General features: G+C 47.4%; 15 protein-coding genes. 8 read left to right on the top strand and 7 right to left on the bottom strand.

Annotated features, from left to right (window positions below; genetic code table 11):
• Nucleotides 1–47: 47 nt before the first annotated feature.
• Nucleotides 48–545 (top strand): MgtC/SapB family protein, encoded by a 498-nt coding sequence (locus ACF8CV_RS07305; RefSeq protein WP_005482203.1) that lies wholly within the window; start codon nucleotides 48–50, stop codon nucleotides 543–545.
• An 82-nt stretch (nucleotides 546–627) separates the two neighbouring features.
• On the opposite strand, the gene ACF8CV_RS07300 is transcribed toward ACF8CV_RS07305, so the two are convergent.
• From ACF8CV_RS07300 to ACF8CV_RS07290, 3 genes are all read right to left on the bottom strand, one after another.
• The gene (locus ACF8CV_RS07300) at nucleotides 628–1191 is read right to left on the bottom strand and encodes a VC2662 family protein (protein WP_005457036.1); all 564 of its coding nucleotides are present in this window, start codon (nucleotides 1189–1191) and stop codon (nucleotides 628–630) included.
• A gap of 299 nt (nucleotides 1192–1490) precedes the next feature.
• Nucleotides 1491–3134 (bottom strand): chaperonin GroEL, encoded by a 1644-nt coding sequence (gene groL / locus ACF8CV_RS07295; RefSeq protein WP_005482180.1) that lies wholly within the window; start codon nucleotides 3132–3134, stop codon nucleotides 1491–1493.
• A gap of 77 nt (nucleotides 3135–3211) precedes the next feature.
• A complete protein-coding gene (locus ACF8CV_RS07290) occupies nucleotides 3212–3502 on the bottom strand; it encodes a co-chaperone GroES (RefSeq protein ID WP_005381516.1) in 291 nt (96 codons plus the stop codon).
• Nucleotides 3503–3731: 229 nt separating this feature from the next.
• Here ACF8CV_RS07290 and ACF8CV_RS07285 point away from each other — a divergent pair, with 229 nt between their 5' ends.
• The gene (locus tag ACF8CV_RS07285; RefSeq protein WP_025442329.1) at nucleotides 3732–5114 is read left to right on the top strand and encodes an MATE family efflux transporter; all 1383 of its coding nucleotides are present in this window, start codon (nucleotides 3732–3734) and stop codon (nucleotides 5112–5114) included.
• 108 nt (nucleotides 5115–5222) lie between these two features.
• Here ACF8CV_RS07285 and pfkA read toward each other — a convergent pair whose 3' ends face one another.
• The 3 genes from pfkA to ACF8CV_RS07270 all read right to left on the bottom strand — a co-directional run bounded on the left by pfkA (nucleotide 5223) and on the right by ACF8CV_RS07270 (nucleotide 8006).
• Nucleotides 5223–6185: a 6-phosphofructokinase gene (gene pfkA / locus ACF8CV_RS07280; RefSeq protein ID WP_005460467.1), complete on the bottom strand. Its 963-nt coding sequence runs from the start codon at nucleotides 6183–6185 to the stop codon at nucleotides 5223–5225.
• A gap of 284 nt (nucleotides 6186–6469) precedes the next feature.
• Entirely contained in the window at nucleotides 6470–7378 is a 909-nt protein-coding gene (gene fieF / locus ACF8CV_RS07275) for a CDF family cation-efflux transporter FieF (RefSeq protein ID WP_005482190.1), read from the bottom strand.
• A 115-nt stretch (nucleotides 7379–7493) separates the two neighbouring features.
• Nucleotides 7494–8006, bottom strand: a complete 513-nt coding sequence (locus ACF8CV_RS07270; protein WP_005487153.1) for a CpxP family protein — start codon at nucleotides 8004–8006, stop codon at nucleotides 7494–7496.
• 190 nt (nucleotides 8007–8196) lie between these two features.
• Here ACF8CV_RS07270 and ACF8CV_RS07265 point away from each other — a divergent pair, with 190 nt between their 5' ends.
• The 4 genes from ACF8CV_RS07265 (at nucleotide 8197) to trmL (ending at nucleotide 11561) form a co-directional block, all read left to right on the top strand.
• A complete protein-coding gene (locus tag ACF8CV_RS07265; RefSeq protein ID WP_023583865.1) occupies nucleotides 8197–8886 on the top strand; it encodes a response regulator in 690 nt (229 codons plus the stop codon).
• Nucleotides 8886–10289 carry an envelope stress sensor histidine kinase CpxA gene (cpxA, locus tag ACF8CV_RS07260; protein WP_005455264.1) on the top strand — a complete coding sequence of 468 codons (1404 nt, stop codon included), beginning with the start codon at nucleotides 8886–8888 and terminating at the stop codon, nucleotides 10287–10289. The genes ACF8CV_RS07265 and cpxA overlap by 1 nt, the downstream gene beginning before the upstream one ends.
• Nucleotides 10290–10361: 72 nt before the next feature.
• Nucleotides 10362–10970 (top strand): superoxide dismutase, encoded by a 609-nt coding sequence (locus ACF8CV_RS07255; RefSeq protein WP_047707131.1) that lies wholly within the window; start codon nucleotides 10362–10364, stop codon nucleotides 10968–10970.
• Nucleotides 10971–11081: 111 nt separating this feature from the next.
• The gene (trmL, locus tag ACF8CV_RS07250) at nucleotides 11082–11561 is read left to right on the top strand and encodes a tRNA (uridine(34)/cytosine(34)/5-carboxymethylaminomethyluridine(34)-2'-O)-methyltransferase TrmL (protein ID WP_138938205.1); all 480 of its coding nucleotides are present in this window, start codon (nucleotides 11082–11084) and stop codon (nucleotides 11559–11561) included.
• 71 nt (nucleotides 11562–11632) lie between these two features.
• Here the strand turns inward: trmL and ACF8CV_RS07245 are convergent, their stop codons facing one another.
• Nucleotides 11633–12151, bottom strand: a complete 519-nt coding sequence (locus ACF8CV_RS07245; RefSeq protein ID WP_025501248.1) for an FxsA family protein — start codon at nucleotides 12149–12151, stop codon at nucleotides 11633–11635.
• Between the two features lie 459 nt (nucleotides 12152–12610).
• On the opposite strand from ACF8CV_RS07245, the gene aspA reads away from it, so the two are divergent.
• Nucleotides 12611–14062 carry an aspartate ammonia-lyase gene (gene aspA, locus ACF8CV_RS07240; RefSeq protein ID WP_005460458.1) on the top strand — a complete coding sequence of 484 codons (1452 nt, stop codon included), beginning with the start codon at nucleotides 12611–12613 and terminating at the stop codon, nucleotides 14060–14062.
• Between the two features lie 175 nt (nucleotides 14063–14237).
• A complete protein-coding gene (locus tag ACF8CV_RS07235) occupies nucleotides 14238–15545 on the top strand; it encodes an anaerobic C4-dicarboxylate transporter (protein ID WP_005457503.1) in 1308 nt (435 codons plus the stop codon).
• Nucleotides 15546–15583: the final 38 nt, after the last annotated feature.

Genomic DNA, 15583 nt, shown 5'->3' with positions numbered 1-15583 from the left:
GCTTTGCAGGATAAGTCTATGCATACTCCGCTGCTTTGGAGGTCAAGATGCATACAACATTCGAACAAATTTTCGATCTTGGCCCATTCAGTTGGCCTGCCTTATTTTGCTGTGCCATCAATGGGTTAATGATTGGCATAGAACGCCAAACCCGTGGTAAACCAGTAGGTATTCGCACAGCAATTCTCATTATTTCAGGCACCTACCTGTTTATGTCGATGGCAGTGTCGTTATCACCAAACACGCTCGACCAAGCTCGTGTGCTTGGTCAGATAATTACTGGCGTCGGCTTCTTGGGTGCAGGCGTGATGATGACGCTGGATGGCAAAATCCATGGCGTCACTTCGGCAGCCGTCATTTGGGTACTGGCAGGGCTCGGTTTGATGATCGGCCTCGGTTACTTAATGCAATCGGTCGTGATTACCTTGCTTGCGTTGAGCGTTCTGCTTGGCGTGGATAAAGCCGAAAACCGTATCAAGGCGTTACGTCGCGGTGTTCATCAAAAAATTCAGCAGCGCAAAACCTCCTCTCGCTTGATCAAATAAGAGAATGGTTGGCCTGTTTCAATTTTCCAATAAAAAAGCCCGCGAACATCGCGGGCTTTTTGGTATCAGGCTTTCGCTAAGCTTATTTAGCGAAGTTGATGATAGGGAAACATTTGAAGAAGCCGTTATCCGCACAGTTCAACAGACCAATTTGCACGCCATCGATTTGGTCAGTCATATTGAAGAAGCCAAGTTGGAAGTTGGACTTTTTAGAAATACTCGCCAGACCAACGTCTGCCATGGTGTAACCTTCTGAGTAGTTCACCGCACTCCAGTTTAGGCCTTTCACGTTGTTCGTGATGTTTACCGCACCAAAGTTCACACCGGTTGTTTGGCCTTGGTTCCAGTTAACCAAACCAAGTGACGCACCTTTCATTTCTTGGTTTACTTTCGCTGCCCCAAAGAACAGACCGAAGTTCACACCCGTAGTACGGTCAGTTTCAGACATACCTAGAACTGAGAAGTCGACGCCTTTTACTTCGTTTACTTGGCCATGCAGTACCGCCAAACGAACACCACCAACAGCAGAGTTTGATGGAGCGTTAGTATGGTCGATCGTTGAAAACATCACAGGGGTGCTGTTCGCAAGAGCAACAGGTGATGCGATAGTGGCTGCAACAGCCAATGACGTCATAAGCTTTTTCATTTTTATCTCCATGATGGTAAGCAGTAATTTACAACATAGTGTAATGTTCAGATTTTGCGCTATTCGGACACAAAAAGTGTTAGCAATAGGTCATATTTAACAATCTGACTATCCTAGAAAAAAATTCATCTCAGTTATTTTTCTGTTTTTCCACTGACGCTGCCGGAACGCATCCCTCACAATTCACATCTTCTTTTACCTGCCCTGAAAAATGCACAGTGGGCAAACACCAGACGCAAAAAAGCCGAGGTTCACACCTCGGCTTTTTGTTCTACTCGGCTTGGAATAGCGCGGGATGATTACATCATGCCCATGCCACCCATACCGCCCATACCACCCATGTCAGGCATGCCTGCGCTTTCTTTTTGTGGTAGGTCAGTTACCATCGCTTCTGTTGTGATCATGAGACCAGCGACAGACGCTGCAAATTGTAGAGCGCTACGAGTTACTTTAGTTGGGTCTAGGATACCCATCTCTAGCATGTCGCCGTATTCACCCGTTGCTGCATTGTAGCCGTAAGAACCTTCACCCGCTTTCACGTTGTTCGCAACAACAGAGTCTTCGTCACCTGCGTTCTTCGTGATTTGACGGATTGGTGCTTCCATTGCACGTAGAGCAACGCGGATACCAACGTTTTGTTCTTCGTTGTCGCCTTCTAGGTCAACAATCTTAGATGCAGCGCGGATTAGTGCAACACCACCACCAGCAACTACGCCTTCTTCAACCGCTGCGCGAGTCGCGTGTAGCGCGTCTTCTACGCGGTCTTTTTTCTCTTTCATTTCAACTTCAGTCGCTGCACCAACTTTGATTACTGCAACACCGCCAGCCAGTTTAGCAACGCGCTCTTGTAGTTTCTCTTTGTCGTAGTCTGAAGTTGCGTCTTCGATTTGTTGACGAATTTGAGCAACGCGGCCTTGGATCATCGCTTCTTCACCCGCACCATCGATGATGGTTGAGTTTTCTTTCGTGATGCTTACGCGCTTAGCCTGACCTAGATCTTCAAGCGTTACTTTTTCTAGTTCTAGACCGATTTCTTCAGAAATCACAGTACCGCCAGTTAGGATAGCGATGTCTTGTAGCATTGCTTTACGACGGTCACCAAAACCAGGCGCTTTAACCGCAGCAACTTTCACGATGCCACGCATGTTGTTCACAACCAATGTAGCTAGTGCTTCGCCTTCTACGTCTTCTGCGATGATTAGCAGTGGACGAGATGCTTTTGCTACTGCTTCTAGAGTTGGTAGAAGCTCACGGATGTTTGAGATCTTCTTATCAACTAGAAGGATGAATGGGTTTTCTAGCTCAACGCTGCCCGCTTCTTGGTTGTTGATGAAGTAAGGAGATAGGTAACCGCGATCGAACTGCATACCTTCTACTACGTCTAGCTCGTCTTGTAGAGCCTGACCTTCTTCAACAGTGATAACACCGTCGCGGCCAACGCGTTCCATTGCTTCAGCAATGATGTTACCTACGCTTGCGTCAGAGTTCGCAGAGATAGTACCAACCTGTGCGATTGCTTTGGTGTCGTTACACTCAACAGAAAGCTCTTTTAGTTGCTCTACTGCCGCTGCAACAGCTTTGTCGATACCGCGCTTAAGATCCATTGGGTTCATACCCGCTGCAACTGCTTTTAGACCTTCATTTACGATTGCTTGCGCTAGTACGGTTGCTGTTGTTGTACCGTCACCCGCAGCGTCGTTTGCTTTAGACGCTACTTCTTTAACCATTTGCGCGCCCATGTTCTGGAACTTGTCTTCCAGCTCAATTTCACGCGCTACAGATACACCGTCTTTAGTGATGGTTGGAGCACCGAAAGATTTATCTAGAACTACGTTACGACCTTTAGGACCCAGTGTTACTTTCACTGCGTCAGCCAGAACGTTTACACCTTCTAGCATCTTAACTCGTGCGTCATTACCAAATTTAACGTCTTTAGCAGCCATCTTTGATTTCCTTTCTAAAATTCTTTGTGTTTGATTTTCAATTTGAATCTGAGCAAAAAATTACTCAATGATTGCTATTATTCAACGATCGCCATGATGTCGTTTTCAGACATGACAAGCACTTCTTTACCGTCGATTTTTTCAGTTTTAGTGCCGTAACCTTCAGCGAAGATAACGGTGTCACCAACTTTTACGTCTAGCGGTAGTACTGTGCCGTTTTCTAGGATGCGGCCTTTGCCTACAGCTAGAACAACACCGCGAGTTGATTTTTCCGCAGCAGAACCAGTAAGAACGATGCCACCAGCAGACTTAGATTCAACTTCTTTACGTTCAACGATAACTCGGTCATGTAATGGACGAATGTTCATCGGTCGTCTCTCCTGAAAATTTCCATGTTTATTTGATAATTGCCCGCGTTGGGGCACGTGATCCCTATATAAGGGGTCAAACGAGTAATCCCAAGGGGGAGACGTATTTTTTTTGTGACTTAGTTAAAATAACGAACAGCTAAGCAACGGTTTGCGTGCGAAATGCTCACTCGCCCAGCTTCTCGCTTTCTTGTATCCTTGCAGTTTGCCCACCAGATAGATGTTCAACATGCTGGAAAAGAACAAGCCAGAAAACCACGCGACAGATAAGCATGGTTTGCTGAGCGCGCCCATTCCCGAAACACTGCGCAAGATGACCGTCCCCATGACCATGGGCATGATCGCAATTTTGATGTTTAACTTGGTGGATACGTTTTTTATCTCGTTGTTGGGGACGCATGCCCTGGCGGCAATCAGCTACACGTTTCCTGTCACCTTTGCGGTGAACTGCATCACGATGGGGATCGGGATGGGGCTATCGACCAACATTGGACGCTTACTTGGTCAAGGTCATGCTCCACAAGCGGCGCGATTTACGACTCACGGTTTGCTGTTGGCGGTGTTGCTCGTCGCTATCGCTTCTTCTATTGGCTTTGCTACCATTGCGCCACTGTTTCGTTTCCTTGGCGCGGCCGACGATCTGATTCCACTCATCGAACAATACATGCAGGTGTGGTATCTCACCATTCCACTGTTGGTGATTCCAATGGCGGGCAACAGTGCGATTCGTGCCACTGGCGACACTAAGACACCCGCTAAGATCATGATGTTGGCCGGTCTGATCAACGGCATACTCGATCCACTACTGATTTTCGGTTACGGCCCCTTCCCAGAACTTGGCATTCAAGGCGCAGCTATAGCGAGTGCCTTTAGTTGGCTAGGCGCTTTGTGCGGCTCTTTCTATGTATTGGTGAAACGCGAAAAACTGCTCGCACAACCTCAATGGGCCTCATTGAAACAAGATTGGCAACAGACGTTAAAAATTGGCACCCCTGCAGCGCTATCCAATGCGATGAATCCGTTGTCGGGGGCGATTTTGATGATGCTGCTATCTAGCCACGGCACGGCAGCGGTGGCAGCTTACGGCGCTGCGCAGCGTATTGAGTCGATTCTGATCTTAGTGTTGATGTCGCTGACCTCCGCACTCACGCCATTTATGGCGCAGAACTTAGGGGCAAAAAATCCTCAGCGCGCTTTCTCTGGTTTGTTTCTCAGCATGCGTTTTGCTGTGGTGTTCCAAGGTTTTATCTTCTTGATGATGGTGCCATTGAGCATTCCTTTAGCGGCGTTATTTTCACAAGAAGAAACCGTAAAGAATCTACTTTGGCACTATCTACTCGTGGTTCCATTTAGCTATGGTTTCCAAGGTATTGTGATGATGTTGGTGAGTGGGCTGAATGCGATGCACAAGCCGCTACGCGCTTTCCAATGGAGCTTCATGCGCCTGTTTGTGTTTACGCTGCCTGCTGCATGGGTTGGCAGCCAAGTGTACAGCATTGAAGGCTTGTTCATCGGTATTGCGCTGGGCAACACACTAGGTGGGCTGCTGGGTTACATGTTCGCGTTGCGCGAACGTAAATTGACGCTGATTGAACAAAACAGCGCTTCGTAAGATTCTACCCGATACCCGATACCCGATACATCAGCTTCCTTTCGCTGATACTCAAATACAAAAAAACCGCGGAAAGCCGCGGTTTTTCTTTATCTATTTCAAGCTTGCTTAGAACAGTTCTTCCGCAACTTTGTATAGATCGTTACGCACTGGACGCTTCATGTTTTCGATCGCATCGATGATGTCGTGGTGAACAAGTTGCTCTTTCACGATACCGACACAGCGACCGCCATGACCTTCAAGCAGTAGGTGAACAGCGTAGTTACCCATGCGAGATGCTAGTACGCGGTCAAATGCAGTTGGACGACCACCACGTTGGATGTGACCAAGTACTGTTGCACGAGTTTCACGACCTGTAGCCGCTTCAATGTCACGAGCCAGTTCATTTGCATCCATCATTAGCTCAGTAAGCGCGATGATTGCGTGTTTCTTACCTTTTGCGATGCCGTCTTGGATGTTGCTGATCAGCTTGTCTTTGTCTAGACCAGTTTCTGGAGTGATGATGTACTCACAACCACCCGCGATTGCAGACATCAGAGTTAGGTCACCACAGTGACGGCCCATGATTTCTACAATTGAAATACGTTGGTGAGATGAAGAAGTATCACGTAGACGGTCGATTGCATCGATAACTGTGTTTAGTGCACTTAGGTAGCCCACTGTGTAGTCAGTACCAGCGATATCGTTATCGATTGTGCCTGGAAGACCGATACATGGGTAACCCATTTCAGTCAGTTTCTTCGCACCCATGTACGAACCGTCACCACCGATCACGACTAGCGCATCAATACCATGTTTCTTTAGGTTCTCGATCGCTTTTTCACGCACTTCCACTTGTTTAAATTCAGGGAAACGTGCAGAACCTAGGAACGTACCACCTTTGTTGATCACATCTGAAACGCTAGAACGATCTAGCTTCTCGATGCGGCCTTCGTATAGGCCTAGGTAGCCGTCGTACACACCGAAAACTTCCAATCCCTCGGATAGTGCTGTACGTACTACGCCGCGTATAGCAGCGTTCATACCAGGTGCGTCACCGCCACTTGTTAAAACACCGATCTTCTTAATCATGCTCACCCTCGATCTTTGGCAATCAATTATTTAATTTTCTTTTAGGCCCCTTGTTACCAAGCAACCTGCATAATCCAGAACTGTGCGTTATGTTACATTTCCTCTACAGGAATACCAATTAAAACGCACTTTTTTATGTAACTTTTCTACTTATGTAAGAGTATTACAGTTTCTCTTTGAAACTTTGTTGATTCACATCAGGATCACGAATCTTAATAAGCATTGATGGAAAGATAGTCAATAAGCGCTTGTTTGTCGTTAAGATCAAAACGTTTTTTCGACTCTTACCAATCTTGTGCTTTTTGCTCTTTTTCTGGCCCAAATACCACCGACAACGGATCTTGGTGGATCAATACATCCGCCTCTGGGAACAATGCCAACAAGTTATCTTCCACTTTATCGGCAATATAATGCGCCTCAATTAAACGCAAGTTGTCATCCAATTCCAAATGCAATTGAATAAAACGTGTTGGACCAGACATACGGGTACGCAACTGATGTACGCCCAACACGCCTTTCACGCTCAAACAGGCTTGGTTAATTTGCTCAAGCTCTTCATCGGGCAGCTTTCTGTCGAGCAACGTTTGAATCGCTTCGCTGACCATTTTGAAGGCGCTGTAAAGAATGAAGATGCCAATGCCAATCGCGAAGACCGCATCCGCTTGCGTTACACCAAAGTAGCTGAGCCCAAGCGCGACCATGATCGCCCCGTTCATGTATAAATCCGTTTGGTAGTGCAACGAATCTGCCGCGATTGCTTGGCTGCCCGTGATGCGCACCACGCGTTTCTGGAACATGACCAAACCAAACGTCACCATCATCGCAAACAAGGAGACATACACACCCAGCTCCGGCGCGTTCAGTTCGTGTGGCCTGAAGAAACGATCGATACCGTTTAGGATCAAAAATACCGCAGAGCCGGAGATAAACATCGCCTGTGCCAACGCAGCGAGAGACTCGGCCTTACCATGCCCAAAAGTGTGTTCTCTGTCGGCTGGTTGCAGCGAATAGCGAACCACCACCAAATTCACCACTGAAGCGGCGATGTCCAGCATCGAATCAATAAGCGATGCCAATAGGCTGACCGATCCCGTCACCCACCATGTGATGACTTTTACAATGAGAAGAAGCGTCGCCACTATGGTTGCTGTCCAAGCTGCCGTCGTGACTAAGCGTGCATATTGCTGTTTCATAATCAAAGAGTTAACTCAAACCGTATTTTGAGTATACGTTGAATGCGCGTGAAATCGCCAGATCAAAAAGAGGCAACGTGTGGCTGCCTCTTCATATATATCATCGGATCATGACTTAATTATTGCGGTGTTTTCCCATGCGTTGTTGCATTTGGTCACCACATTCTTGCATGCGCTCGTTTTGCAGTTTTACAAATTCAGCTTTTTGCTCTGGGGTCAGCACGCTCAACATTTGGTGTTTTCTCTCCAGCATTTTCACGCGGTGCTCAGTTTGGCGCTCAACCATCTCTTTCGCTAGAGCAGTGGCTTGCGCTTCATCGAACGTATCCGCTAGCAATAGAGACTGCATTTTCGCGTGATGCGCTTGGCGCTCTGCCATGCGTGCTTCGCGGTTTTGTGAATATTTGCCTTTCATTTCCGCACGGTTTGCATCGCGGAAAGATTGCAGTTGGTCTTTTTGTGCGTCAGTTAAGTTCAAATCGCGCATGATGCCACGGTCCATACCCATACCACATTCATCACGTGGGCCTTTGTGGTGATCTTTACCGCCAAATGCGAATGCACTCGCAGTGCCTAAAGTTAGAGGTAGAACAACAGCAGCTAACACAAGTTTTTTTGCAGATTTCATAATTCGATTCCTTACACAAGTGAGTGATTCTTCTGGGCTGTTCTCACAGCGCTTGAGTATAGAATACGACTCGCTAGGTAAAGCGGCGTATAGGGAGCGTAAAGAATCGTAAAGAGTGATTTTTGCCCTCTTCGTCGCACATCAATCCAATGTAATATTAAGTAAACGGTAACTGACCAAAGGTGCCCTGATGGCAAACATTCTTTTAATTGATGACGACATAGAACTGACAAGCCTATTAAAAGAGGTGCTCAGCTTCGAAGGATTCGAAGTCAGTGAAGCAAACGACGGTGAAGCCGGCCTTGCCGCAATCAACAGCGATATCGACCTCATCCTACTGGATGTAATGATGCCAAAATTGAATGGTATGGAAACGCTGAAGCGTCTGCGAGAGAACTGGGAAACCCCCGTGTTGATGTTGACCGCCAAAGGCGAAGAGATTGATCGAGTGATCGGTTTAGAGCTCGGCGCAGATGACTACTTACCAAAACCTTTCAGCGACCGAGAGCTGCTCGCTCGTATTCGCGCGATTTTACGTCGCACCAATAACACGCAGAAAAACGGCAAAAACAGCGATTGTATTGAGTACCAAGAGTTGCGCCTGTATCCGGGCAAGCAAGAGGCTTACTGCGATCAACAACTGCTGGATCTAACCGCAACCGAGTTCGCGCTGTTGACCCACTTTGTCCAAAACCCAGGACACGTACTCACCAAAGAGACGTTGAGCCTCGACGTACTAGGTAAACGACTGGCGGCCTTTGACCGCGCAATCGATATGCACGTGTCGAACTTACGCAAAAAGCTGCCCGACCAAAGCAATGGCAAACCGCGCATCAAAACCCTACGTGGTCGCGGCTATATGCTGCTTGAGGAGGATTAATGCGCCTATCACGCATCAAACTGCCAAAGATTAATAGCTTGTATGGACGCATCTTTGCCATCTTTTGGTTCACTATGCTGTTGGTATTGATAGCCGTGCTATCACTGCCACATTTGGATCCAAGGAAAGCACGCGACATTCCCGACGAGCATTATCAGCGAATCATTGAAACGCGTGATGCCATTCAAAACAAATACAGCAAAGAAACCGATCTAGGACGCATTTTATTCCGTGTAGAGGGCAATCGCGCAGGTAAACATGACCCACGACCACGAGTGTTCTTTTCGGATTACAACGGCAACGTCTTAACCACCGATAAGCGCAGCAACTTTCAACTGCGTGCGATGCAAAACTTTGTCACCAGTATTGAAGATTACAACAAGCCAAAACAGAGACTTTATGGCCGCTATATGATTGCCGGCCCTGTGCCAATCGTTCTGGCCGACTCTGATCTTCTGATGTACGTTGGCTTTAAATGGAACGAGCCACCACCGCTGCTACTGCGTCTCTTCGACCACCCATTCCAGTTACTGTTGGCCGTCATGCTGGTGAGCACGCCATTACTGCTGTGGCTTGCTTGGGCGCTGAGCCAACCCGCACGACGCCTTGAAGCCGCCGCGCAGCGAGTAGCAAAAGGTGAGTTCGTCATCGATCCGAATCTTGAAAAAGGCACCGCAGAATTTCGTCAAGCGGGCAGCAGCTTCAACCAAATGGTCGAAGCGGTGAATCAGATGATTTCAGGTCAGCAGCGTTTACTGTCGGACATTTCTCACGAATTACGCTCGCCACTCACTCGATTGCGCATGGCCAGTGCATTAGCGACGCGCAAACAGGGTGACAGCCCTGAGTTGGTTCGCATTGATACCGAAGCGCAGCGCCTTGAGCAGATGATCAGCGAATTGCTTGAGCTCTCGCGCATGCAGGTGAACAGCCACATGACACGCGAGACACAGCCAATAGAAAGTTTGTGGGAAGAGATCATTAAAGATGCGCAGTTTGAAGCCGAGCAAATGGGTAAAACACTCCGCTATTCAGAGATCCCTGAGCGACATATCTCAGGCAACCCAAAACTGTTGATGAGCGCGGTAGAAAACATCATCCGCAACGCGATTTATTACGGAAAAGATGAAGTGCAGATAGACATTCAAGACAAGACTGACACACTGACGATTACCGTCGATGACAACGGTGATGGTGTTCCGGATGAAGAGTTAGAAGCGATTTTCCGTCCATTTTATCGTGTGTCTACCGCTCGTGATCGTCACTCTGGCGGCACAGGATTAGGGTTAACCATCACCGAAAGTGCGATTCGTCAGCACAGCGGTACGATTGTCGCAAGCCGCAGCCCACTGGGAGGTTTGCGCGTCTCCATCACGTTGCCTTTAGTCAAAGTGGGCAAATAACCCTACAAGATTTCAGTTGATAATGATTTTCATTAACATTAGAGTAAATCCTCCGATTAAGGAGGATTTACTATGTCGCATACATTTCCCGCTCTGCCTTACCCATACGATGCGTTAGAGCCATACATCGACGCAAAAACCATGGAAGTGCATTACAGCAAACACCACAAGACTTACTTCGATAAATTCGTCACCGCCGTGCAAGGCAGTGATCTTGAAACACAATCGCTAGACGAAATCTTCGCAGCCGTTTCGCAACATAGCCCAGCCATTCGCAACAATGGCGGCGGCTACTACAACCACATTCTTTACTGGAATTGCATGTCGCCAGAAGGCGGCGGTGAACCACAAGGCGCACTAGCACAAGCCATCAACGACAAGTTTGGCAACTTCGAGACATTCAAAGACGAGTTCGCACAAGCAGCTATCAATACTTTTGGCTCTGGCTTCGCTTGGCTAATCGTAAAGGATGGGGAGATTCACATTACCTCCACCAGCAATCAGGATAACCCGTTAATGGACGTGGCCGATGTACGCGGCGAGCCTATCCTTGCATTAGATGTGTGGGAGCACGCGTACTACATCAGTTATCAGAACCGTCGACCAGAATACATCGACGCTTGGTGGAATGTGGTGAACTGGCGCGCCGTCGAAGAAAACTACGCTCGCGCGCTCGTGTAACCGCTAACGATAAAGGGGGAAGGTTGGTAAGCGCCAAGCCCTCTTTTGTACCCAAGTCGCTGCACTTGGGTATATACTGCCCCTCTCTTTGACCAACTCTATTTCAATACCATGTTTGATATCGCTTTATACGAACCAGAAATCGCGCCGAATACCGGCAACATCATTCGACTTTGTGCCAACTGCGGTGCAAACCTGCATTTGATTGAACCGCTGGGTTTCGATCTGGAAGAGAAAAAAGTCCGCCGCGCAGGATTGGATTATCACGATTTGGCTCGCGTAACGCGTCATAAGAACTATCAAGCATTCTTGGAATATCTCGATAAAGAAAAGCAAGGCAATTACCGTCTGTTTGCTTGCACCACAAAAACCACAGGTCACCACGTTGATGCGAAATACCAAGCAGGTGATGTGTTGATGTTTGGCCCTGAAACTCGCGGCCTACCCGCAGAGATCATTGAAGGCTTGCCAATGGAACAGCGTATTCGCATCCCAATGATGCCAGACGCGCGCAGCCTGAACCTTTCGAATGCCGTTGCGATCATTGCTTTTGAAGCCTGGCGTCAAATGGGCTTTGAAGGGGCGTTGTAAGCTCAACGAATTCCAGACACAAAAAAAGGGCGCGGAATGCGCCCTTTTGTTTTCTTGATTCACTGATTCAATCAGTTGAGCTTATTACGATCATCGTCATCTTTACGCTCGAATTCACCTTCGAAGGTGTTGCCGTTGTCCGAGCGAGAATCAAACGGGTCACGATGAAACGGATCTTGCTCAAATGGCCCTTGATTTGAGAAACCACCTTGGAAGCCACCACCATGCATGGTTTTGACGACCATCTTGCTCATCAAGTATTTCGCAATCGCGGCACGCGGCGCAGGCAGCAATACCACCATACCCAACGCGTCAGTCATAAAGCCGGGAGTCAGCAATAGCACACCGGCAACCGCTAGCATCACACCTTCAAAAATTTGCTGTGCTGGAATTTCGCCTTGTTCAAGACGGCCCTGAACAGACATCAAGGTTTGAATACCTTGGCTGCGCACTAATGACGCGCCGACAAATGCCGTGATCAGCACTAATGCGATGGTTGGCCAGAGACCTAAAAAGCCCCCCACCTGAATAAATAAGCCAATTTCAATGATTGGGACGAAAATAAACGCCAATAATAAGATAGGAAACACACGCCCTCCTTTGTTTAATTCAGTGTAATGGTAAAAGCCAAGTAACCTCAAACGAATCGTTGTAAAAAAGCGTGTTCATACTCATGGCTTTTTTATTCAGGCGAACACACAGGAAAACTTTGCGAAAACACGCTATACATTTATGCGTTGCATTTGTGCGCATACCGATTTTTTCGTGCTTGAAAAGTGCCAATTTCGAACTCTAAAAAACCATGTTTGTCGAGGAAAATTGAATACCCACAAAGGGTTATTAATAACCCGTTCATACTTTGCAAATTATTGACTCATGAAAAGCGAAAAAGGTGATCTAGTTACTATTTTTATGCGCTAGGTGCAGTATGATGTGCCACATAAGTCAGGACGGATTTTCCAGCCAAAAATTCTGATGAATGGATTCTAGATTGCAGAAATGGCTAATAAATAACTTTATTATCAGAATTATCATCTAAGGATCCTGCTATGGCTACCCTATCTGATGCTCCAAAAACAGCAAACCAAGCCACTCGTATTGAAGAAGATCTATTAGGTCAACGTCATGTCCCTGCTGATGCGTACTACGGCATTCATACCCTACGTGCGATCGAAAACTTTAACATCTCTAACGTAACTATTTCTGACGTACCTGAGTTCGTACGCGGCATGGTGATGACGAAGAAAGCAGCGGCGTTGGCGAACAAAGAACTTGGCGCTATTCCTAAAGAAGTTGCTAACTACATCCTAGAAGCGTGTGATTTGATCCTAGAAACAGGCAAGTGTATGGATCAGTTCCCTTCAGACGTATTCCAAGGCGGCGCGGGTACTTCCGTTAACATGAACACTAACGAAGTTATCGCGAACGTTGCACTTGAACTGATGGGCAAAGAAAAAGGCCAATACGAGTTCATCAACCCGAACGACCACGTTAACAAGAGCCAATCTACTAACTGTGCGTACCCAACTGGTTTCCGTATCGCGGTTTACAACAGCGTACACAAACTAATGGAAGCGATTGAATACCTAAAAGGCGCATTCGATCTTAAAGCAACTGAATTCAAAGACGTATTGAAGATGGGTCGTACTCAGCTTCAAGACGCGGTACCAATGACTGTTGGTCAAGAGTTCCACGCTTGGGCTGTAACGCTAAACGAAGAGATTCGTGCTCTAGATTACACATCTAAACTCCTACTAGAAATCAACCTAGGTGCAACCGCAATCGGTACTGGTCTTAACACACCAACTGGTTACCAAGCTCTAGCAGTGAAACACCTAGCGGAAGTAACTGGCCTTGACGTTGTACCTGCAGAAGACCTAATCGAAGCGACTTCTGACTGTGGTGCATACGTAATGACTCACGGCGCGCTAAAACGTCTAGCAGTGAAACTATCGAAGATCTGTAACGACCTTCGCCTACTTTCTTCTGGTCCTCGCGCGGGTCTAAACGAGTTGAACCTACCTGAAATGCAAGCAGGTTCTTCAATCATGCCAGCGAAAGTAAACCCAGTTATCCCAGAAGTAGTAAACCAAGTTTGCTTCAAAGTTCTAGGTAACGACAACACGGTTTCTTTCGCAGCAGAAGGCGGTCAGCTACAGCTAAACGTAATGGAACCAGTTATCGCACAAAGCATGTTTGAGTCTATCTCTCTACTACACAATGCGTGTGTGAACCTACGTGATAAATGTATCGACGGCATCACTGTAAACAAAGAAATCTGTGAGAACTACGTTTATAACTCAATCGGTATCGTAACTTACCTAAACCCATACATTGGCCACCACGAAGGTGACATTGTCGGTAAGATTTGTGCAGAAACTGGTAAGAGTGTTCGTGAAGTCGTGCTTGAGCGCGGCCTGCTAACTGCAGAAGAACTTGATGAAATCTTAACAGTTGAAAACTTCATGCATCCTACTTACAAAGCGAAACGCTACGAGTAAGCATTGAAGCTAAGGGGGGCCATCCAGGCCCCTTTTTTAGGCTTTTTCACGGTAACCACATTTTTAATAAGCTTTTATTGCCGTAGGCCGCTGGGTTCTGATTCTCTGAACATTTACTCCTGTTCCTGAGTGTTCAAAAAATCAGAATCAAATAAAAAACTAAAGAGGTATCAATATGGTCATGGTCGAACTCTTCGTGGTTCTGCTCTTCATCTATTTGGGGGCAAGAATCGGCGGTATCGGCATTGGTTTTGCCGGTGGTGCTGGGGTCATTGCGTTGTCTTTGATCTTGGGTGTCCCGACAAGCCAAGCGTACATCCCTGTTGACGTAATTTTGATCATCATGTCTGTAATCACGGCTATCGCAGCAATGCAAGTGGCTGGTGGTTTGGATTGGATGGTACAAGTTGCGGAAGACTTTTTGCGTAAACACCCTGAGCGCATCACCTTTTATGCGCCAATCGTGACATTCCTAATGACACTAATGGCGGGTACAGGTCACACAGCATTCTCTACTCTACCGGTTATTGCAGAAGTAGCGAAAGGCCAAGGCGTTCGCCCTTCTCGCCCACTGTCTATCGCGGTTGTGGCATCGCAAATCGCTATCACAGCGTCGCCAATTTCAGCGGCAGTTGTGGCGTTTGCTGCTATGTTGCATCCGTTTGGTGTGGATTACCTAACGCTACTTGCGATCTGTATTCCAACCACGTTCATCGCTTGTATGATCGGTGCATTCGTTGCGAACTTCATGGGCTGTGAGCTAAAAGACGATCCTGAATACCAAGAGCGTCTAGAGAAAGGCCTAATCAAGCTAAACACAGAAGCAAAACGCGAAATCCTACCAACTGCAAAAAAAGCGACGTTCATCTTCCTTGGCGCTATCGCTTTCGTCGTGTGCTACGCAGCGGCTATCTCTGGTTCAGTGGGTCTAATCGAGAACCCTGCTCTAGGTCGTAACGAAGCAATCATGACGGTCATGCTGGCAGCAGCCGCGGCGATCGTAATGAGCTGTAAAATTGATGCTGGCAAAATCCCAGCAGCAGCAACATTCCGTTCTGGTATGACAGCGTGCGTGTGTGTTCTTGGTGTGGCATGGCTAGGTTCTACGTTCGTTAATGCGCACGTTGATGGCATCAAAGAAGTGGCTGGTGCACTACTAGCTGACTACCCATGGATGCTAGCACTTGTTCTATTCTTCGCATCTATGCTGCTTTACTCTCAAGGTGCAACTACCGTTGCGCTTATGCCTGCAGCACTTGCAATCGGTGTAGCGCCACTAACAGCGGTTGCGTCTTTCGCAGCAGTAAGTGCGCTCTTCGTACTACCAACTTACCCAACGCTACTAGCTGCGGTTGAGATGGATGACACGGGTTCAACTCGTATCGGTAAGTACGTATTTAACCACCCGTTCTTCGTTCCAGGCGTGGTCACCATCGCATCAGCGGTAGCACTTGGCTTCGCATTCGGTGGTCTACTGATCTAGTAGAAACAGAGTCTTACTCGGGGAGCTTCGGCTCCCTT

Source organism: Vibrio sp. zbq_1 (genome assembly GCF_043102935.1).
GTDB classification, from domain to species: Bacteria; Pseudomonadota; Gammaproteobacteria; order Enterobacterales; family Vibrionaceae; genus Vibrio; species Vibrio parahaemolyticus.
This window is presented reverse-complemented; position numbering and strand designations above follow the sequence as displayed.